This window comes from Streptomyces sp. TLI_185 (genome assembly GCF_003814765.1).
Classification (GTDB): Bacteria; Actinomycetota; Actinomycetes; order Streptomycetales; family Streptomycetaceae; genus Streptomyces.
Map to the genome: position 1 here is coordinate 4960775 of NZ_RKRB01000001.1, position 20629 is coordinate 4981403.

Sequence of the window (20629 nt, forward strand, 5' to 3'; positions counted from 1 at the left end):
AGGTCACGTCGTGGACAGCCACCGGGATGACTGTCGGATGACTACGAGAACAGGAACGCACGGTCCCAGTTACTACGTTCCACACTCCACCGAATGATCACGCAGACGTTATCGAAGAGAGACTCATCTCTGCAGCTCAGGGGGTGGGTTCACGCTCGGTTCACACCGTGGTGGGCAGTGCTTTCGCGCCATCTTCGGTGACTCGCGTGGCTCCGAAGTACTCGGAGGTGTCGATGGGGTCGAACCGGATCACCGCGCCCGTCCTCGGCGCGTCGATCATGTACCCGCCACCCACATAGATCCCCACATGGTGGATGGCCCGGGAGTCGGTGGGGTCCTGGGAGAAGAACACGAGATCGCCGGGCAGAAGCTCGTCCCGCTTCGGGTGCGGTCCCGCGTTGTACTGGTCGTTGGCGACCCGCGGCAGCGTGATCCCGACACTCTCGTACGCGGCCTTCGTCAGCCCCGAGCAGTCAAAACGCCCGTCGTCCGCGGCGGTCCCGTTGCCGCCCCACAGATAGGGCGTCCCGAGCTTCTTCTGCGCGTAGTAGATGGCCCCCGCGGCCTGCTTGCTGGGATCCACCCGGCTGACGGGCGCGGCGAAGCTCTCCTCGAGCGTCGTGATCGTCTTGACGTAGTTCTGGGTCTCCTTGTACGGCGGCACGCCGCCGTACTTGATCACCGCGTAGGACCCCGCGTTGTACGAGGCGAGCATGTTTTCGGTCAGATTCCCGGGCACGTCCTTGACGTACGAGGCGAGCTGGCAGTCATAGGAGGCGGCGGACGGAATGGCATCCGCCGGGTCCCAGACGTTCTTGACCCCGTCCCCGTTGCCGTCGACGCCGTGCGTGGCCCAGGTGCCGGGGATGAACTGCGCTATCCCTTCCGCGGCCGCCGCACTCTTGGCGTTCGGATTGAACCCGCTCTCCTGGTAGAGCTGGGCGGCGAGCAGCGCGGGGTTGAGGGCGGGGCAGAGGTTGCCCCACTTCTGCACGATGGCCGAGTACGCGGCGGGCACGGCCCCCTTGGCCAACGCCTTGGTCCCGCCGCCCACCCCGTTGATGAGGTTCCCGGCGACGACGTACACCCCGACGACGAGCAGCATGACGAAGGACAGGGCAGAGCCGACGGCAACGCCGGCAATGATCCACGCCTTACGCACCGTCAACCGCCCCTCACCGCCCGGTAGTCCGATAGCCCACGTCAGTCTAGGCGCGCGTCCGGTGTTTCCGGGTGATCACACAGAACGAGAAACAGACGCAGGACAGACGGAGAACCGCACGCGGAAAGGCCATACCCACCCCCTGCCAACAGGCATGCCCCGCAAGGTAATTACGCGCCAAATGGCGCCCGATATCCGCCCTTTGGCGCACCCCGCCAGCCGTCAGCCGGTCGCGTCCCGATACAGCTCGGCCGCTTCCGCCCCGAACACCACGCTGTACGAGATGTCGTCCGTGCTCCCGCCCTTCTCGTGGCCGCCCAGGATCCCGACGACCGCCTTGTCCCCGTTGACCCAGGGACTGCCGCTGGTTCCTCCCGCAAGGCCGGGACAGTAGATCCGCTGCTGGGTGCGGCTGTGCACGGTCGGCCTGTTGGTACAGCTGACGGGCACTTCCCGGGTGTTGGGATACCCGGTGATGGTGACGGCGGTGGCCCCGGTCGCCATACCGGCCACGAAGGGGTTGCCGCCGACGGCGTCCTCGACGCCCTTCCCGCCCTTGTTCTCGACGACGGCAAAGGCGACGTCACTGTCCTCGCGCTGCCCCTTGGCCCACCCGTCGGGCAGAAACACCTTCCGCACCGTCCACGTCCCGTACGGAGCCCGCCCGCCCCGGTACCCCGGCACGAAGATGAGGTCCCCGCCCTTGCTCCCGCCCAGGCAGTGAGCGGCGGTGACGATGAGATTGCGGTGCGGGCTGTACACGACGGAGGCGGTGCAGAAGTGCCCGCCGGCGAGCGAGGATCTTCGGTCGGCGCCGAAGAGGGCCCCGACCTTCCTGGACTGCGCGTTGTCCGCCGTGACGGCGGTCACCCCGAGAGGTCCCGGCCCGTCGTCCGCATTGGCGAGGGAAGCGGAGGTGAGCGCCGGCACAAGGAGCACGACGGCCGCGCACAGGGGACTGGTGACACGCCTGCTGATGCGTGGGATGCGCTTCATCGGCAGCCACTGTGGCCCACGAAGGTGAGAAAAAGGTCTGCCGTTCACTTGGATCTCTCCGTGAACGAGCCTTCCTGCGGCAGCGCCCTCAGGTACATGGAGGCCTCGGACGATACGGACATCGCTCGCTGCCTCCGTCCCTCCTCCTCGCCGGCTGCACGAGCGGGGTCACTGGGAGGTCCGACATCCCGCTCAGCGTCGAATCCACCGTACTGTGCGACCTGCTCCCCCGCCTCCGGGTCACGGTCCACCCACGCGTGCGCAGCCCTCCTGCCCCGCGGCTCCACCTTCGCCACAACACCCTCCCATCACTCTCCGAACCCACACCATCACGTTAGGCCACCGGACTGACATTGCCCACAGCAGCTTCCCGCCCCTCGACGCGCCGAGCTCTCGCAGCACAAACCCCGACCGAGTCCGCACAGGCCCGCACGGGCTGCAGCCCACGCCCGCCTTCGGCCCTTTCTGCCGCTACGACAGGTTCAGCCCGGAACCCGTACGGGACTCGGGGTCCGTCCGCACAGAGACTTACGAATTCACCACTGATGGCGTCATGCGGCGGACGATCGAGGCCGACGGCGAAGAGTCGAAGGAAAGCCGCCACGGAATCGACGTCTCATCCAACCGGGAGAAGGTTCCGGACTTCGGCGCATACAGTTCCCTGACCCGGCGCGAACGCTAGAGATCACTCAGAACACCGATTTCCCCCCGGACGGCGTCACCGCATACCACTCCCCGTCCTTCCCCTGCCCGTTCAGCTGCCCCGCCCCGGTATCCCCCACATACCGGTACAACGGCCACCCCCCGAGGGTGAGTTGCTTCCTGCCGTCACGGTGGACCGTGCCGAGAAGGCTCTTCTCGACGCCCACCGTCCGCACGGAGTCCGGCACGATGACGGGGATCCACGTCTTCACGCACGCACCCGCACACGTCCACCTGGACGGATTCGGCCGGTCCTTGTCGTAGCGGTAGAGGGTCGCCCCGGTGCCGTCGGTGACCACGCTGCCCCCGCCCTTGACGGCCTCGGCCCTCACCGTGGCCGTCTGCCCGCTCCCGGAGTCCCCTCCACCGGCCGGCGCCAAGGTCGCCGACGCCGACGTCGCCGGAGCCGACGCGACCGGCGCGACGCCGGCAGCGCTCGTACCGGAGACGTCGCTGTTCGACGAGTCGCACGCCGCCAGCAGGAAGGCGCAGACGAGGCCTGCGGCCGACGCGAGGACGATGCGGTGCTGGATCACAGGACTGCTCTTCTTCGGGGTCGCCATCCACATGCCAACTACATACGTCGGCCAACTCCCGCCCTCTCAGACGCCGATGCCACATGACGCAGACTTGACCCCGCCCTGCCGGAGCAGAGCCGGCCACGGCGGGCACGTGACGCGCGTAAACCTGTCCCCCACCTGTCCAAATGCTGTGCGCGAAGTCAAGCCACGCCCAACGCCCCTCCATCGCACCGCCATTGAGCAGCAATCCGCCAACCCCCTTCAGTAATGCGGAAGTCAGTATTCCGAAACTGCCTTGTTTGTCGCGTACTCAACAAGCGATGGTCTACGCGGGTCGCCGCCCCTGCCGAGAACCCCCGGCAGTCCCCCCACCGCAGGCCTCTGCCCACCACTCCCAGGAGGCTGTACGTTGCGTACGACCACCCCCAACTTCCCCCACATATCCGGCAGATGGCGCCGGATCGGCTCGGCCGCCGCGGCCACCGCAGCGCTGGTCCTCGCCGGATTCGGCACCGCGGTCCAGGCGAACGCCGCCACCACGACCACGACGGCCGCCCACAGGGTCAGCACCAAGGCGATCGCCGCGCAGGTCGCCAAGGCGCACGTGCAATACACGAAGGCCTGTGGTGCGACCCCGAAGAAGGGCTACGCCGCGTGCAACGCCCTGCGCGTCACCGGCGGCACCACCGCCTTCATGGAGAAGCAGGCCGCGCTCAAGGGCGTCGCCCCCAAGACCATCAAGCCGAACGCCGCGACCGACGACCCGACCGGCTACGGCCCGAGCGACATCCAGTCGGCCTACGGCCTGACGGACGCGGCCTCCTCCAACGGCTCCGGCGAGACCGTCGCCATCGTCGACGCGTACGACGATCCGAACGCCGAGGCGGACCTGGCCACTTACCGTTCGTACTACGGCCTGTCGGACTGCACGACCGACAACGGCTGCTTCACCAAGGTCTCCCAGACCGGCTCCACGACCTCCCTCCCGACCGCCGACAGCGGCTGGGCCGGTGAGATCTCCCTCGACCTCGACATGGTCAGCGCGACCTGCCCGAACTGCAACATCCTCCTCGTGGAGGCGAAGTCCGCGAGCGACGCCAACCTGGGTACGGCCGTGAACGAGGCCGTCAAGCTCGGCGCCAAGTTCGTCTCCAACAGCTACGGCGGCTCCGAGTCCTCCTCGGACACGACGTACGACTCCTCGTACTACAACCACCCGGGCGTCGCCATCACCGCGAGCGCCGGCGACAGCGGCTACGGCGCCGAATACCCGGCCGCTTCGAAGTACGTCACGGCAGTCGGCGGCACCAAGCTCTCCACCTCCTCCAACAGCCGCGGCTGGACCGAGAGCGTCTGGAACACCAGCAGCACCGAGGGCACCGGCTCCGGCTGCTCCTCGTACGACGCCAAGCCCTCCTGGCAGACCGACACCGGCTGCACCAAGCGCATGATCGGTGACGTCTCCGCCGTCGCCGACCCCGCCACCGGCGTCTCCGTCTACGACACCTACGGCTCCGACGGCACCGGCTGGAACACCTACGGCGGCACCAGCGCCTCCTCCCCGCTCATCGCGTCGGTCTACGCCCTCGCCGGCACCCCGGGCAGCAGCGACTACCCGGCGCAGTACCCCTACAACGCGGCCGGCACCTCCGCCCTCAACGACGTGACCAGCGGCAGCAACGGCTCCTGCTCCACCAGCTACTTCTGCACCGCGAAGTCGGGCTACGACGGCCCGACCGGCTGGGGCACCCCCGAGGGCCTCGACGCCTTCACGGCGAGCTGACAGCAGTACGCGGCAAGGCCACCCCGTCGGGTCACGGGGAGCCGCCGGAACGAGGGAGTACGTGGGGCCTCCTCGGCGGCACGGAAAGGGAAACGGGTCACGGCAGCCGGCCGCGGCCCGTTTTCCCGTGCGGCCCCGCTGTTCTGACATGGCTGTGCATCGGGCACCATCTTCCGGAGAACGTCGCCGTCCGATCCACGACGCCCGGGGGAACCACATGAAGCGCACGCTCGCAGTCCTGCTCACCGTCGCCGCCCTCACCGCGCCACTGGCCGGTTGCAGCAGCAGCTCGAAGAACGTCACCGGCACCGTCGTCAGCAAGAACACGGACCACGAGTGCAAGACGAAGAAGAAGGGCACGAAGAAGACCCGCAGCTGCCACACCGAGTACGAGCTGATGGTCCGCCCGAAGGGCGGCGACGAGGAAGAGGTCGACGTCAGCTACAGCGCCTACAACAACTGCGTCGAGGGTTCGACCTACCCCAAGTGCACCACGCGCTAGCGGAACAGACACAGGCAACGATCAATACAACTCCCGTGAGCTGCCTGTGAGTTGAGTAAAGGCTCAGACCGCGTTCGGTAAGCCGGAAGTCAGGATTCCGACCCTCTCTTGTTGTCGCGTACTCAACAAGAGAGGGTCGTCAACGCACCCGCACCGCCCCTGTTCCACCCCCGTCGGAAACACCGGGAACATCAGGAGGCTGCACGATGCGTTCCACTCCCCCCGACAGACCGGCCGGCCGCCGCGGTTGGCGTCGTATCACCACTGCAGCGGCCGCCACGGCCGCCCTGCTCCTCACCGGCTTCGGCACCGCCGTCCAGGCCGACGCGACCCAGCAGGCCGCCTCCACCAAGGTCACCTGGACCGCAACCCCCTGCGCCACCCCCGCCCACAAGGGCGAACTGGCCTGCAACTCCTACCGCGTCACCGGCGGCCTCACCGCTTTCCAGAAGCAGCAGGCGGCAAGGACGGGCGTCACCCCCAAGGCAGCCGACGCGGCCACCCCCTCCGGCTACGGCCCCACCGACCTCCAGTCGGCCTACGGCCTCACCTCAGCCGCCGCCTCCAACGGCTCCGGCGAGACCATCGCCATCGTCGACGCCTACGACGACCCGAACGCCGAGACCGACCTCGCCACCTACCGCTCGTACTACGACCTCTCCGCCTGCACCACCGCCAACGGCTGCTTCAAGAAAGTCAGCCAGACCGGCTCGACGACCTCCCTGCCTTCGGCCAACACCGGCTGGGCCGAGGAGATCTCGCTCGACCTCGACATGGCGTCCGCCATCTGCCCGAACTGCCACATCCTGCTCGTCGAGGCGACCTCCGCGACGATGGCCAACCTCGGCACGGCGGTGAACCGCGCGGTCACCCTCGGCGCGAAGTACGTCTCCAACAGCTACGGCGGCTCCGAGTCCTCCTCCGACACGAGCTACGACTCCTCGTACTTCAACCACGCGGGCGTGGCCATCACCGTGAGCGCGGGCGACAGCGGCTACGGCGCCGAATACCCGGCGGCCTCCCGCTACGTGACCTCGGTGGGCGGCACCGCGCTCTCCAAGTCCACCTCCACCACCCGAGGCTGGACGGAAACCGTCTGGAAGACGTCAAGCACCGAAGGCACAGGCTCCGGCTGCTCCTCCTACGACGCCAAGCCGACCTGGCAGACCGACACCGGCTGCACCAAGCGCACGATCTCCGACGTCTCGGCCGTCGCCGACCCCGCCACCGGCGTCTCCGTCTACGACTCCTACGGCATCACCGCCGGCTGGTACACCTTCGGCGGCACCAGCGCCTCGTCTCCGATCATCGCGGGCGTCTACGCCCTCGCCGGCACCCCCTCGTCCTCCTCCTACCCGGCCTCCTTCCCCTACGCGGCAGCCGGCACCTCGGCGCTGAACGACGTGACGAGCGGCAACAACGGCAGCTGCTCCACGAGCTACCTGTGCACCGCCCGGTCGGGGTACGACGGCCCGACCGGCTGGGGCACCCCGGAGGGGGTCTCCGCCTTCACCGGCTGACGACTGACCCTCCGTCACCGAACGGGCCGCGGCCACCGGCCGCGGCCCGTTCGCCGTACCGGATACTCTTCTTCCGTTCGCCCGTCACCCGGAGAACATCGGCTCGACCCCTCACCCGACCCCCCGTCAGGAACGATTCAGGTCGTAAGAGGGGTCAACGACGGAACCCCATCACAGGTTCCGCTCAGGCCTCATTGCCCGGCGTGACCTGCCGTGATACACAGAGTGACCTAACAGCTATTCGTACGAAACCCGCCATGCAATGACGCCAAGTCGACATACGAAGGCAGCATTGTCGGCGAGAATGAGCCTGACCTCTGCACCCCCGCAGGGGACTGCGGAACTACCCACCAGGGGCGGTGACTTACATGCTCTTTGCGGCCGACAAGGGAGACATCAACACCATCATCGGCGGGATCGCTCCGGACTGGGGCCCCTTCGGCAGCCTGGGCAACGAGGCGAAGGTCATGATCGAGGTGGTGATGGCCGTCGCCATTCTCCTCTGCCTCGGCATCGCCGTCTGGGGCGCCGCCAAGCAGCGCATCGGCGCGACCGCGCTCCGCGACACCTTCAGCGCGGAACAAGGCAAAGGCCTCATCATCGCCGGTCTCACCGGGGTATTCATCATCGGTTCGCTGGGCACGCTCTTCACCATCGTGTACGGCATGGCTGTCTAGCAGGCCTTTTACGGCAGGCGTCCTCCAGTCCCCGCCGGGCCCGCCCGGTCCCCTCTACCCCCACCCGCCCGTCGTGCCCACCGGCTGAGGTTGCGTTTCCCTGATGTCGAGTCACCACACCGCGCCCGCGCGGGAACCAGCACGGCTACCGTCGTATGTCTACGAGCTGGAGAGGGCGTACACGGCATGAGTCTCGGAGACGAGCACGAGGCCTCCGGCGGTTACGGCGGCACGGGCCAGACCCGGACCAGGCTGCCCGAGGGGGGCGGCGATGTGTACGGGGGCGCACGGCGCGGCGGCCGCTCGTCGTCCCGGAGCCTGATCACGGTGGTGGGCGTGGTGGTCCTGCTCATCGCCGCGATCGCCTTCGCGAACCGTGGAGGAGGCGATTCCTCTTCGGACACCGGGAGCGGAAGCAAGCCGGACGCTGCGTCTACGGCTGCCAGCGGCACGAAGCCGGTACGGACGACGGCGGGCGGGATCCCGACGGGGTTCACGCATGACCAGCAGGGGGCGCAGAGCGCTGCGGCGAACTACTCAGTCGCGCTGGGCTCCTCCGACATGTTCAACACCGCCAGTCGGCACGCGATCGTGGGTGCGGTCTACGCCCCCGAGGTCGCCGCCGCTCGGCAGTCCGCCCTGGACAGCGCGTACTCGAGCGAGAAGTTCCTGACCAACATCGGCCTCGACAAGGACGGCCGGGCTCCGAGCGGACAGACCTTCGTCTCCCGCGTCATTCCGGTAGGCACCAAGGTCACCTCCTCCACTGCGAGCACCGCCACCGTCGAGGTCTGGTACACGTCGCTCTTCGGCCTGTCCGGTGAGAGCTCGACGAACCCGGTGTCCGAGAGCTGGTACACCACGACGTACCAGCTGAAGTGGATCGACAACGACTGGAAGGTCACAGACTTCCAGCAGAAGGACGGACCCGTGCCGGTCGGTCGGGATCAGAAGGCTTCCACCGCCGACGACATGACGAAGGCTGTCGAGGAGTACGGAGGCTTCACCTATGCGCGCTAACCACCGCATCGTCAAGGTCACGGCCGCCGTCGCCACCGTCCAGGCCGCTGCCGTGCTGCTGGCCACCCGCGCCTTCGCCGCACCAACGCCCAACCCCACGACGAGCAACGACCCCTGCGACCTCATCCGCGGCCCCGCCAAGGACTACTGCGAACGCGGCAACGGCGACAAAGGCACCACCGGCACTGGCGGCTCCCTGGTGGACCCCACCTCCACCCTCGACCCCCTCTCCTCCCTCGCCAAGGGCTGCGCAAAGGCCGCCTCCTGGACCGTCGACAAGCTCAGCGAGGCCGTTAAAGAAACCGCGAACGTCGACTTCACCAACCAGAAGTTCCTTCAGCAGTACGCAGTCGTCTTCGCGGCCTCCACGATCCTCACCCTCCTGCTCTGGCTGCTGGCCGTGGCCAAGCGAGCCGTCCGAGGTGTCCCCCTCACGACGGCCATCTCGGAGGCGATCGGCTTCCTCTGGCTCACGGTGCTCGCCTCGGCCTTCACGCCCCTGATCCTCTACACCGTCGTATCCGCGACCGACGGCGTGACCGACGTCCTCGCCAAGACGACCGGCGACCAGACGGACACCTTCTTCGGCACGTTCTCCGGCGCCCTCAACAAGGGCGAGAACATCGGCGGCGGCCCCATCATGCTGATCGTCGTGTCCCTGGTCAGCATCCTTGCCGCAGGCGTGCTCTGGCTGGAGCTCGTCATCCGCGCCGCCCTCCTCTACGTCGGCGCCCTCCTCGGCACCGTCGTCTACGCAGGCCTGGTCGACAAGAACCTGTGGAGCCACGTCCGCCGCTGGGCCGGCATCATGATCGCCGTCATCCTCGTGAAGCCGATCATCGTGATCGTGCTGGGCCTCGCCGGCGCGCTCTCCTCCGCGAACGGCCCGGACTCGTTCTCCGCCGTCGTCTCCGGCCTCGCCATCATCCTGCTGGCGATCTTCGCCTCGGCGATGATCTACCGCTTCGTCCCCGGCTTCGGCGACGAGATCGCCAGCGGCCGCAACAACCGCATCATGCAGGGGGCCGAGGGCAAGGCCGCCGCGGTCATCAGCTCCCCGGCGACCATGGTCGCGCAGGGCATCAAGACCCACAGCGCCCGCGCCAACGACAACGGAGGCGGCGGCCAGTCGTCCTCCAACGGCGGCCCCCGCCCGGCCAACCCGGCCTCCGGCGGCGTCGCCGCCCACAGCACCCGCCCCTCGAACGGTGGCGGCGGATCCGTCCCCTCCGCCGCACCCGCACCCCGTTCGTCGAGCCCGGTGAACACGCCGCACGCCAGCAACACCCGCAACAGCAGTACCAACCGCACGGGAGGTGAAGGGCGTTGACGACCGAGTCCCACCTGTCCCATCCGGTCACGCCCCGCCGTACATATCTCATCGGCCGCGCCCGGCCGAACGCGATCGTCGGCCGCAACCGCGAGTCCGGCGAGATCGCGCTGATCATCGCGGGTGCGTTCCTCGGCATGATGTGCGGGCTCCTGGTCCCCGTCCTCTCCCTGCGCATCGTGCTGCTGATGGGCTTCCCGCTGCTGGCGCTGATGGCGGTCTACGTGCCGTACAAGCACCGCACGTTCTACAAGTGGTTCGAGATCAACCGCAGTTACAAGCGCACCCTGAAGCAGGGCACCCTCTACCGCAGCGGTGTCATCGAGGCCGGTACGCGGCTCGACGGACGCGAGGTCGAGATCGGCCCGCCTCCCGGGATCGGCCGCATCACCTGGCTGGCCGCCCCCTTCGGCCCGGACGAGATCGCCGTACTCCTCCACGCGGACCGCCGCACAGTGACAGCAGCCATCGAAATCGAAGGCCCCGGCGTCGGCCTGCGCGACTCCGAGGACCAGGAAGCCCTCGTCGACCGCTTCGGCACGCTTCTCAAGCACGTCGCCAACGGGGACGGCTTCGTCACCCGCCTGCAAATGCTCGCCCGCACCCTCCCCGCCGACCCGGACGCCCACGCCAAGGACGTCGCCATCCGCGGGGACGAGAAGTCGCTGGGCTGGCTGCAGCAGTCGTACGACCAACTGCAGTCGATGGTGTCGACGAGCAGCGAGCAGCACCGCGCCTACCTCGTCGCCTGCATGCACTTCACCCGCGACCTCGCGGCCGAGGCACAGGCGATGGCCCGTGCCGCGCGTCCCCAGAACGGCCGCAAGGTGGACCGGGACGCCGGTCTCGCGGTCGTCATGGCCCGTGAGCTGACGGACATCTGCTCCCGCCTCCAGGAGGCGGACATCCGCGTACGCCAGCCCCTCGGGCAGGGCCGTCTCGCCTCCCTCATCCACTCCATGTACGACCCCGACCACCCGATCGACCACATCCAGGCGATGACCAAGCGCAACGCCTGGCCTGCCGAACTGGACGCCATGGAGCCGACGTTCCTCCAGGCCAAGACCCGGGAGTCGTCCACCCGCGCGCCCTGGTGCCACGCCACGGCCTGGGTGAAGGAGTGGCCGATGACACCCGTCGGCGTCAACTTCCTGGCCCCGCTGCTCGTCCACACCCCGGACGTCATCCGAACGGTCGCCGTCACGATGGATCTCGAACCCACCGAGGTAGCCATCGAACGCATGCTGACCGAGAAGACCAACGACGAGGCCGAGGCCTCCCGCGCCGCCAAGATGAACCGCACCGTCGACCCCCGCGACGTCGCCGCCCACAACCGCCTGGACCAGCGCGGCGAAGACCTGGCCAGCGGCGCGGCAGGCGTGAACCTGGTCGGCTACATCACCGTCTCCTCCCGCTCCCCCGAGGCCCTCGCCCGCGACAAGCGGACCATCCGCGCCTCGGCCGGAAAGTCGTACCTGAAGCTGGAGTGGTGCGACAGAGAACACCATCGCGCCTTCGTGAACACGCTCCCGTTCGCCACCGGCATCCGAAGGTAGGGGCTGAGCTCTGATGCGGGATCCGCTGTCCGTCCTGACCGACGCCTTCACGTCCTTCCTCTTCGGGAAGGTCGAGACGACCCGGCTGCCGGTGCGCACGTCGACAGGCCAGGCCCAGGCGGTCTACCTGCCCACGGCCGCCCCGGGCCTCGGCGACTCGGGCGTGATCATCGGCCGCGAGGTCTACTCCGGCAAGGGCTACATCTACGACCCCTTCCAGCTGTACGGCCAGCAGCTCCCGGCCCCCCACTGGCTGGTCCTCGGCGAGTCCGGCAACGGCAAGTCGGCCCTGGAGAAGACCTACGTCCTACGGCAGCTGCGCTTCCGCGACCGCCAGGTCGTCGTCCTCGACGCCCAGGGCGAGGACGGCGTCGGCGAATGGAACCTGATCGCGGAAGAGCTGGGGATAACTCCCATCCGGCTCGACCCGACGGCGGCCCTGGACCACGGCATCCGCCTCAACCCCCTCGACCCGGCGATCACGACGACGGGCCAGCTCGCCCTGCTCCGGACGATCATCGAGGTCGCGATGGGCCACGGCCTGGACGAGCGCTCCGGCTTCGCCCTGAAGGTCGCGCACGCCTACGTCAACGAGACGATCGTCGAGCGCCAGCCGGTCCTCACCGACATCGTCGAGCAGCTACGGCACCCCGAACCGGAGTCGGCCGAGGCGATGAACGTCGCCATAGAGGACGTACGGGCCTGGGGCCTGGACGTGGCCCTGGTCCTGGACCGCCTGGTCGACGGTGACCTCCGCGGCATGTTCGACGGCCCGACCACGGTCGGCATCGACCTGGACGCGCCCCTCATCGTGTTCGATTTGTCCCACATCGACCGCAACTCCATCGCCATGCCGATCCTGATGGCGATCGTCGGTGTATGGCTGGAACACACCTGGATCCGACCCGACCGGAAGAAGCGCATCTTCCTGGTCGAGGAGGCCTGGCACATCATCAACAGCCCCTTCGTGGCCCAGCTGTTCCAGCGGCTGCTGAAGTTCGGCCGCCGGCTCGGTCTGTCGTTCGTGGCGGTGGTCCACCACCTGTCGGACGTCGTCGACGGCGCGGCGGCAAAGGAAGCCGCGGCCATCCTGAAGATGGCGTCGACGAGGACGATCTACGCCCAGAAAGCCGACGAGGCGCGGGCGACGGGCCGCGTCCTGGGCCTCCCCCGCTGGGCAGTGGAGATCATCCCCACCCTCACCCCCGGCATCGCGGTGTGGGACGTCAACGGCAATGTCCAGGTCGTCAAACACCTGATCACCGAGACGGAACGCCCACTGGTCTTCACCGACCGTGCGATGACGGAGTCGTCCGCCGACCGAGACCTGACCGTCGACGCCCTGCGCGCCGCCGAGCTGGAGGCGGAGGAGCGCGCGGCCGCCTTCGTGGAACAGCACCTGAGCGACTTCGAGGGGCCGTCCGAGTCGACGGTGGCGTAGCAGGGGAGGCGGGACGTGGTGAGACCGGACGACCGGCGAAGAGACCCCCGGGACGGGCAGGGCGGCATCCCGGACGGGCTCCTGCTCGGCATACTCGCCTTCCTCCTCGGCATGACCCTTCTGGTGTGGACGGCCACGGGCCTCGCCGGCCTGTTCGCCAAGGGCAGCTGGCCAAATGGCGTCACCTTCACCCGCACCCCCCTCGCCATGCGCCACCTCATCGGCCAACCGCACGACATCCCGGGCGCCTGGCCCGACACCCCGGGCACGCAGCTCTCCGGCTACGGCCTGTTCTGGGGCCTGTTCATCGGCCAGCTGATGGTGCTGTTCGTCCTGACGGTGTTCGCGATGGGCACGTTCGCACGTTGGCGCGCAGGCCGCCTGAAGCGACGCGCGGAACATCCGACGCCACTCGACCGCCCCACACCCGAGCCGACGCACCACGAGGTCCCGACACCGAGGACGGCACCGCCCGAACCGCAGCCGACGGAACTCCTCCAGGAACCGGCACCCACATCCGAGCCCTCACCCTCCCTGTTCGCCGACGACCGGACGACGTTGGCCGGGGTGGGCGGAATGAGCGGAGCTCGGGAAACACTCGTCGTAGCCCCGAGAGAAACCCGCCAGGCGACCGCCACCCAGGCCGTACGCGACGCGGAAGGCCCGGCCCTCGTCATCACCTCGAACCCGGCGGTCTGGTCGGACACCAAGGACGCCCGGGCAAAACTGGGCCCCGTCCTCCTCTACGACCCCGCCCACCTCTGCGACACCCCGGCCCGCCTGCACTGGTCCCCCACCACGGGCTGCGAGGACAAACAGACGGCCACGGCCAGAGCCGCCGCCCTCCTCGCCCCGATCCGCCCCATGGCCAAACTCGACCAGGCCCTGGCAGCAACAGCCGAAACGCTCCTGCGCAGCTACCTACACGCGGCCGCCGTCGACGGCCGCACCATCCGCCACGTCCACCGCTGGTCCCAGGGCGCCCAGGTCCAGGACGCGGTCCGCATCCTCCGTACGAATCCCAAGGCTGCCCCCGGCTCTGCGGGCGAACTCGAGGCCGCACTCACCGCACACCCCGAACGCCGTGACATGGCCCAGGAGTTGACCAGCCGAGCTCTCTCCGCCCTCTTCACGGTCAACATCCGCGAGGCATGCACTCCAAACCGAACAGATGCCCTCACCTTGGATTCCTTCGTCCATGAAGGGGGCACGCTTTATGTGGTGGGGGAATCCATCGAGGACCCCAGAACCAACCCGGGCGCGATGCCCCTTCTGACGGCCCTCGTCTCAAGCGTGGTCGAGCGCGGCCGGCGCATGGCCGAACGGTCATCCTCCGGTCGCCTCGACCCACCACTCACACTCGTCCTCGACGACGTCGCAGCCGTGGCTCCGCTTCCCCAGCTCCCGGAGCTACTGGCCACAGGAGCGGACCGGGGCCTGCCGACCCTGGGCCTGCTCCGCTCCAGCGAACAGGGCCGCGCCCGCTGGCCGCACGACGAACTGCCGGTGTAGCCCTCCGGACAAGCCTCTAGAGCTTCTCGCGCTCGACAGCCATCTCCAGCTCGCGCTCCTCGGTGTCCTCACCGAGCGGCACGACGAGCCCGGTGAGTACGAACCCGGCCTTGCCGTAGAAACGGCGGGCCCGGTCGTTGTCCTCGTGGACGATGAGCCGCACCCGCTCCACGTCACGCCCCCAGGCCCACTCCAGACCGGCGTCGAAGAGCACTTCGGTCAGCCCGATCCCGCGGTATTCGGGCCGCACGAACACACCGACGATGTGCCCCTGCCTCCGCTCGACCGTGAGCCCGGTCCAGTCCTGAGTGCCGGCCTCCTCGATCAGCACGGTCAGAGTTCCGACCCATTCCCCGTCCGGACCCTCCGCGATGATCTGCTGCGCCCCGGTCGCACCTTCGGCACCCCCGATGGCCCGCCCCTGCCAGAAGGAGTCCGGCTGGGCAGCGGCCTGATCGAGGGTCTCAAGGAAAGCCAGATGCGCAACGGGATCCCGCAACGCCGCGAGCCGCAGCTCCTTGACCTGGGCCCACTCGTCGGCACGTATGGAACGGATCTTGTACGTCATGCGGGCCACCGTACCGGAAATGCAGAAAACCCCCGTACCGGTTATCGGTACGGGGGTTTTCTCAAGATTTGTTCGGCGGCGTCCTACTCTCCCACAGGGTCCCCCCTGCAGTACCATCGGCGCTGTAAGGCTTAGCTTCCGGGTTCGGAATGTAACCGGGCGTTTCCCTCACGCTATAACCACCGAAACACTATGAAACTGTCGAACGTCTGCCGCACCACGCCGTGACCGGACGCGGGGCCGTTCGTGGTTTCAGAACCAACACAGTGGACGCGAGCAACTGAGGACAAGCCCTCGGCCTATTAGTACCGGTCACCTCCACACCTTGCGGTGCTTCCAGATCCGGCCTATCAACCCAGTCGTCTACTGGGAGCCTTACCCCATCAAGTGGGTGGGAGTCCTCATCTCGAAGCAGGCTTCCCGCTTAGATGCTTTCAGCGGTTATCCCTCCCGAACGTAGCCAACCAGCCATGCCCTTGGCAGGACAACTGGCACACCAGAGGTTCGTCCGTCCCGGTCCTCTCGTACTAGGGACAGCCCTTCTCAAGACTCCTGCGCGCACAGCGGATAGGGACCGAACTGTCTCACGACGTTCTAAACCCAGCTCGCGTACCGCTTTAATGGGCGAACAGCCCAACCCTTGGGACCGACTCCAGCCCCAGGATGCGACGAGCCGACATCGAGGTGCCAAACCATCCCGTCGATATGGACTCTTGGGGAAGATCAGCCTGTTATCCCCGGGGTACCTTTTATCCGTTGAGCGACGGCGCTTCCACAAGCCACCGCCGGATCACTAGTCCCGACTTTCGTCCCTGCTCGACCCGTCGGTCTCACAGTCAAGCTCCCTTGTGCACTTACACTCAACACCTGATTGCCAACCAGGCTGAGGGAACCTTTGGGCGCCTCCGTTACTCTTTAGGAGGCAACCGCCCCAGTTAAACTACCCATCAGACACTGTCCCTGATCCGGATCACGGACCCAGGTTAGACATCCAGCACGACCAGACTGGTATTTCAACGACGACTCCACCTGAACTGGCGTCCAAGCTTCACAGTCTCCCAGCTATCCTACACAAGCCGAACCGAACACCAATATCAAACTGTAGTAAAGGTCCCGGGGTCTTTCCGTCCTGCTGCGCGAAACGAGCATCTTTACTCGTAGTGCAATTTCACCGGGCCTATGGTTGAGACAGTCGAGAAGTCGTTACGCCATTCGTGCAGGTCGGAACTTACCCGACAAGGAATTTCGCTACCTTAGGATGGTTATAGTTACCACCGCCGTTTACTGGCGCTTAAGTTCTCAGCTTCGCCCCACCGAAATGGAGCTAACCGGTCCCCTTAACGTTCCAGCACCGGGCAGGCGTCAGTCCGTATACATCGCCTTACGGCTTCGCACGGACCTGTGTTTTTAGTAAACAGTCGCTTCTCGCTGGTCTCTGCGGCCACCCCCAGCTCAGGACGTAAAGCCCATCACCAGGTGTGGCCCCCCTTCTCCCGAAGTTACGGGGGCATTTTGCCGAGTTCCTTAACCATAGTTCACCCGAACGCCTCGGTATTCTCTACCTGACCACCTGAGTCGGTTTAGGGTACGGGCCGCCATGAAACTCGCTAGAGGCTTTTCTCGACAGCATAGGATCATCCACTTCACCACAATCGGCTCGGCATCAGGTCTCACCCCATATGAGTGGCGGATTTGCCTACCACTCGGGCTACACCCTTACCCCGGGACAACCACCGCCCGGGCTGGACTACCTTCCTGCGTCACCCCATCACTCACCTACTACAGGTCTGGTCCGTCGGCTCCACCACTCCCCTTTGCCCGAAGGCTCCGGGGCGGCTTCACGGACTTAGCATCGCCTGGTTCGATGTTTGACGCTTCACAGCGGGTACCGGAATATCAACCGGTTATCCATCGACTACGCCTGTCGGCCTCGCCTTAGGTCCCGACTTACCCTGGGCAGATCAGCTTGACCCAGGAACCCTTAGTCAATCGGCGCACACGTTTCTCACGTGTGAATCGCTACTCATGCCTGCATTCTCACTCGTGAACCGTCCACAACTGCCTTCCGGCGCTGCTTCACCCGGCACACGACGCTCCCCTACCCATCACAGCCTCCGTTGGGAGTATTACTGCAATGACACGACTTCGGCGGTACGCTTGAGCCCCGCTACATTGTCGGCGCGGAATCACTAGACCAGTGAGCTATTACGCACTCTTTCAAGGGTGGCTGCTTCTAAGCCAACCTCCTGGTTGTCTGTGCGACTCCACATCCTTTCCCACTTAGCGTACGCTTAGGGGCCTTAGTCGATGCTCTGGGCTGTTTCCCTCTCGACCATGGAGCTTATCCCCCACAGTCTCACTGCCGCGCTCTCACTTACCGGCATTCGGAGTTTGGCTAAGGTCAGTAACCCGGTAGGGCCCATCGCCTATCCAGTGCTCTACCTCCGGCAAGAAACACACGACGCTGCACCTAAATGCATTTCGGGGAGAACCAGCTATCACGGAGTTTGATTGGCCTTTCACCCCTAACCACAGGTCATCCCCCAGGTTTTCAACCCTGGTGGGTTCGGTCCTCCACGAAGTCTTACCTCCGCTTCAACCTGCCCATGGCTAGATCACTCCGCTTCGGGTCTTGAGCGTGCTACTAAAACGCCCTATTCGGACTCGCTTTCGCTACGGCTACCCCACCCGGGTTAACCTCGCAACACACCGCAAACTCGCAGGCTCATTCTTCAAAAGGCACGCAGTCACGAGACACCAAGCAAGCTTGATGTCCGACGCTCCCACGGCTTGTAGGCACACGGTTTCAGGTACTATTTCACTCCGCTCCCGCGGTACTTTTCACCATTCCCTCACGGTACTATCCGCTATCGGTCACCAGGGAATATTTAGGCTTAGCGGGTGGTCCCGCCAGATTCACACGGGATTTCTCGGGCCCCGTGCTACTTGGGTGTCTCTCCAACGAGCCGCTGACGTTTCGACTACGGGGGTCTTACCCTCTACGCCGGACCTTTCGCATGTCCTTCGCCTACATCAACGGTTTCTGACTCGTCCTGTCGCCGGCAGACGACAGAAGAGAGATCCCACAACCCCCACGACGCAACCCCTGCCGGGTCTCACACGTCGTAGGTTTGGCCTCATCCGGTTTCGCTCGCCACTACTCCCGGAATCACGGTTGTTTTCTCTTCCTGCGGGTACTGAGATGTTTCACTTCCCCGCGTTCCCTCCACTTGCCCTATGTGTTCAGGCAAGGGTGACAGCCCATGACGACTGCCGGGTTTCCCCATTCGGACACCCCCGGATCAAAGCCTGGTTGACGACTCCCCGGGCCTATCGTGGCCTCCCACGTCCTTCATCGGTTCCTGGTGCCAAGGCATCCACCGTGCGCCCTTAAAAACTTGGCCACAGATGCTCGCGTCCACTGTGCAGTTCTCAAACAACGACCAGCCACCCATCACCCCCAACCAAAAGCTGGAGTTCACTGGGACCGGCAACTGAAGGCAGCCTCACGGCCGTGCCCTCAGACACCCAACAACGTGCCCGGCACTCCCGCCACTCGTGATCAGCGTTCCACGCTCCGAAGAGCAGTACTGGCAGCCCGAGATGACTGAAAGTGCCGAATAATCAACGTTCCACCCATGAGCAACCACCGTCGGACGTTTGCCGACGTAATGGCCCTGGACCACCAGGACATGCCCGGCGGCCTAGATGCTCCTTAGAAAGGAGGTGATCCAGCCGCACCTTCCGGTACGGCTACCTTGTTACGACTTCGTCCCAATCGCCAGTCCCACCTTCGACAGCTCCCTCCCACAAGGGGTTGGGCCACCGGCTTCGGGTGTTACCGACTTTCGTGACGTGACGGGCGGTGTGTACAAGGCCCGGGAACGTATTCACCGCAGCACTGCTGATCTGCGATTACTAGCAACTCCGACTTCATGGGGTCGAGTTGCAGACCCCAATCCGAACTGAGACCGGCTTTTTGAGATTCGCTCCACCTCACGGTATCGCAGCTCATTGTACCGGCCATTGTAGCACGTGTGCAGCCCAAGACATAAGGGGCATGATGACTTGACGTCGTCCCCACCTTCCTCCGAGTTGACCCCGGCGGTCTCCCGTGAGTCCCCATCACCCCGAAGGGCATGCTGGCAACACGGGACAAGGGTTGCGCTCGTTGCGGGACTTAACCCAACATCTCACGACACGAGCTGACGACAGCCATGCACCACCTGTACACCGACCACAAGGGGGCACCCATCTCTGGATGTTTCCGGTGTATGTCAAGCCTTGGTAAGGTTCTTCGCGTTGCGTCGAATTAAGCCACATGCTCCGCTGCTTGTGCGGGCCCCCGTCAATTCCTTTGAGTTTTAGCCTTGCGGCCGTACTCCCCAGGCGGGGAACTTAATGCGTTAGCTGCGGCACCGACGACGTGGAATGTCGCCAACACCTAGTTCCCACCGTTTACGGCGTGGACTACCAGGGTATCTAATCCTGTTCGCTCCCCACGCTTTCGCTCCTCAGCGTCAGTAATGGCCCAGAGATCCGCCTTCGCCACCGGTGTTCCTCCTGATATCTGCGCATTTCACCGCTACACCAGGAATTCCGATCTCCCCTACCACACTCTAGCCTGCCCGTATCGAATGCAGACCCGGGGTTAAGCCCCGGGCTTTCACACCCGACGTGACAAGCCGCCTACGAGCTCTTTACGCCCAATAATTCCGGACAACGCTTGCGCCCTACGTATTACCGCGGCTGCTGGCACGTAGTTAGCCGGCGCTTCTTCTGCAGGTACCGTCACTTGCGCTTCTTCCCTGCTGAAAGAGGTTTACAACCCGAAGGCCGTCATCCCTCACGCGGCGTCGCTGCATCAGGCTTTCGCCCATTGTGCAATATTCCCCACTGCTGCCTCCCGTAGGAGTCTGGGCCGTGTCTCAGTCCCAGTGTGGCCGGTCGCCCTCTCAGGCCGGCTACCCGTCGTCGCCTTGGTGAGCCGTTACCTCACCAACAAGCTGATAGGCCGCGGGCTCATCCTTCACCGCCGGAGCTTTACAACCCGGGAGATGCCTCCCAGGCTCATATCCGGTATTAGACCCCGTTTCCAGGGCTTGTCCCAGAGTGAAGGGCAGATTGCCCACGTGTTACTCACCCGTTCGCCACTAATCCACCCCGAAGGGCTTCATCGTTCGACTTGCATGTGTTAAGCACGCCGCCAGCGTTCGTCCTGAGCCAGGATCAAACTCTCCGTGAATGTTTACCCGTAATCGGGTGCACACATCACGAGAGCGGAACAGCCAGGCGGAATAAGCCCGGCCGTTCACAGCGTCCTCGCTGTGTTTTTTCAA

13 protein-coding genes and 3 rRNA genes are annotated in these 20629 nt (G+C 65.7%); 9 read left to right on the forward strand and 7 right to left on the reverse strand.

Going from position 1 to position 20629, the window contains the following annotated elements; genetic code table 11:
* Window positions 1–160: 160 nt before the first annotated feature.
* From EDD92_RS22805 to EDD92_RS22820, 3 genes are all read right to left on the reverse strand, one after another.
* Window positions 161–1168: a bifunctional lytic transglycosylase/C40 family peptidase gene (locus EDD92_RS22805; protein WP_260326695.1), complete on the reverse strand. Its 1008-nt coding sequence runs from the start codon at window positions 1166–1168 to the stop codon at window positions 161–163.
* Window positions 1169–1384: 216 nt separating this feature from the next.
* On the reverse strand, window positions 1385–2158 hold the full coding sequence (locus tag EDD92_RS22810) for a serine protease (protein WP_123966046.1): 774 nt from the start codon (window positions 2156–2158) through the stop codon (window positions 1385–1387).
* 689 nt (window positions 2159–2847) lie between these two features.
* The gene (locus tag EDD92_RS22820) at window positions 2848–3429 is read right to left on the reverse strand and encodes a hypothetical protein (RefSeq protein ID WP_123966047.1); all 582 of its coding nucleotides are present in this window, start codon (window positions 3427–3429) and stop codon (window positions 2848–2850) included.
* 361 nt (window positions 3430–3790) lie between these two features.
* Between EDD92_RS22820 and EDD92_RS22825 the strand changes: the two genes are divergently transcribed.
* The 9 genes from EDD92_RS22825 to EDD92_RS22865 all read left to right on the forward strand — a co-directional run bounded on the left by EDD92_RS22825 (window position 3791) and on the right by EDD92_RS22865 (window position 14722).
* On the forward strand, window positions 3791–5164 hold the full coding sequence (locus EDD92_RS22825; RefSeq protein WP_123966048.1) for a S53 family peptidase: 1374 nt from the start codon (window positions 3791–3793) through the stop codon (window positions 5162–5164).
* Window positions 5165–5381: 217 nt separating this feature from the next.
* Window positions 5382–5666, forward strand: a complete 285-nt coding sequence (locus EDD92_RS22830) for a hypothetical protein (RefSeq protein ID WP_185124099.1) — start codon at window positions 5382–5384, stop codon at window positions 5664–5666.
* A gap of 206 nt (window positions 5667–5872) precedes the next feature.
* Entirely contained in the window at window positions 5873–7186 is a 1314-nt protein-coding gene (locus EDD92_RS22835) for a S53 family peptidase (RefSeq protein WP_123966050.1), read from the forward strand.
* A 368-nt stretch (window positions 7187–7554) separates the two neighbouring features.
* A complete protein-coding gene (locus EDD92_RS22840; protein WP_014673544.1) occupies window positions 7555–7863 on the forward strand; it encodes a hypothetical protein in 309 nt (102 codons plus the stop codon).
* A 186-nt stretch (window positions 7864–8049) separates the two neighbouring features.
* Complete coding sequence (locus EDD92_RS22845; protein WP_123966051.1) at window positions 8050–8883, forward strand: hypothetical protein; 834 nt, start codon at window positions 8050–8052, stop codon at window positions 8881–8883.
* Window positions 8873–10213, forward strand: a complete 1341-nt coding sequence (locus EDD92_RS22850) for a hypothetical protein (protein ID WP_123966052.1) — start codon at window positions 8873–8875, stop codon at window positions 10211–10213. Before EDD92_RS22845 ends, EDD92_RS22850 begins: the two co-directional genes overlap by 11 nt.
* The gene (locus EDD92_RS22855) at window positions 10210–11769 is read left to right on the forward strand and encodes an SCO6880 family protein (protein WP_123966053.1); all 1560 of its coding nucleotides are present in this window, start codon (window positions 10210–10212) and stop codon (window positions 11767–11769) included. Before EDD92_RS22850 ends, EDD92_RS22855 begins: the two co-directional genes overlap by 4 nt.
* 13 nt (window positions 11770–11782) lie before the next feature.
* Window positions 11783–13210, forward strand: coding sequence for an ATP-binding protein (locus EDD92_RS22860; protein ID WP_123966054.1), 1428 nt, complete (start codon window positions 11783–11785; stop codon window positions 13208–13210).
* An 18-nt stretch (window positions 13211–13228) separates the two neighbouring features.
* Window positions 13229–14722 carry a type IV secretory system conjugative DNA transfer family protein gene (locus tag EDD92_RS22865; RefSeq protein WP_123970498.1) on the forward strand — a complete coding sequence of 498 codons (1494 nt, stop codon included), beginning with the start codon at window positions 13229–13231 and terminating at the stop codon, window positions 14720–14722.
* Between the two features lie 16 nt (window positions 14723–14738).
* Here the strand turns inward: EDD92_RS22865 and EDD92_RS22870 are convergent, their stop codons facing one another.
* From EDD92_RS22870 to EDD92_RS22885, 4 genes are all read right to left on the reverse strand, one after another.
* The gene (locus tag EDD92_RS22870) at window positions 14739–15290 is read right to left on the reverse strand and encodes a GNAT family N-acetyltransferase (protein ID WP_123966055.1); all 552 of its coding nucleotides are present in this window, start codon (window positions 15288–15290) and stop codon (window positions 14739–14741) included.
* A gap of 70 nt (window positions 15291–15360) precedes the next feature.
* A 5S ribosomal RNA gene (gene rrf / locus EDD92_RS22875) occupies window positions 15361–15477 on the reverse strand.
* Between the two features lie 95 nt (window positions 15478–15572).
* Window positions 15573–18694: ribosomal RNA gene (locus EDD92_RS22880) — 23S ribosomal RNA — on the reverse strand.
* 315 nt (window positions 18695–19009) lie between these two features.
* A 16S ribosomal RNA gene (locus EDD92_RS22885) occupies window positions 19010–20535 on the reverse strand.
* The 16S, 23S and 5S rRNA genes sit together here, the layout of an rRNA operon.
* Between the last annotated feature and the right edge of the window lie 94 nt (window positions 20536–20629).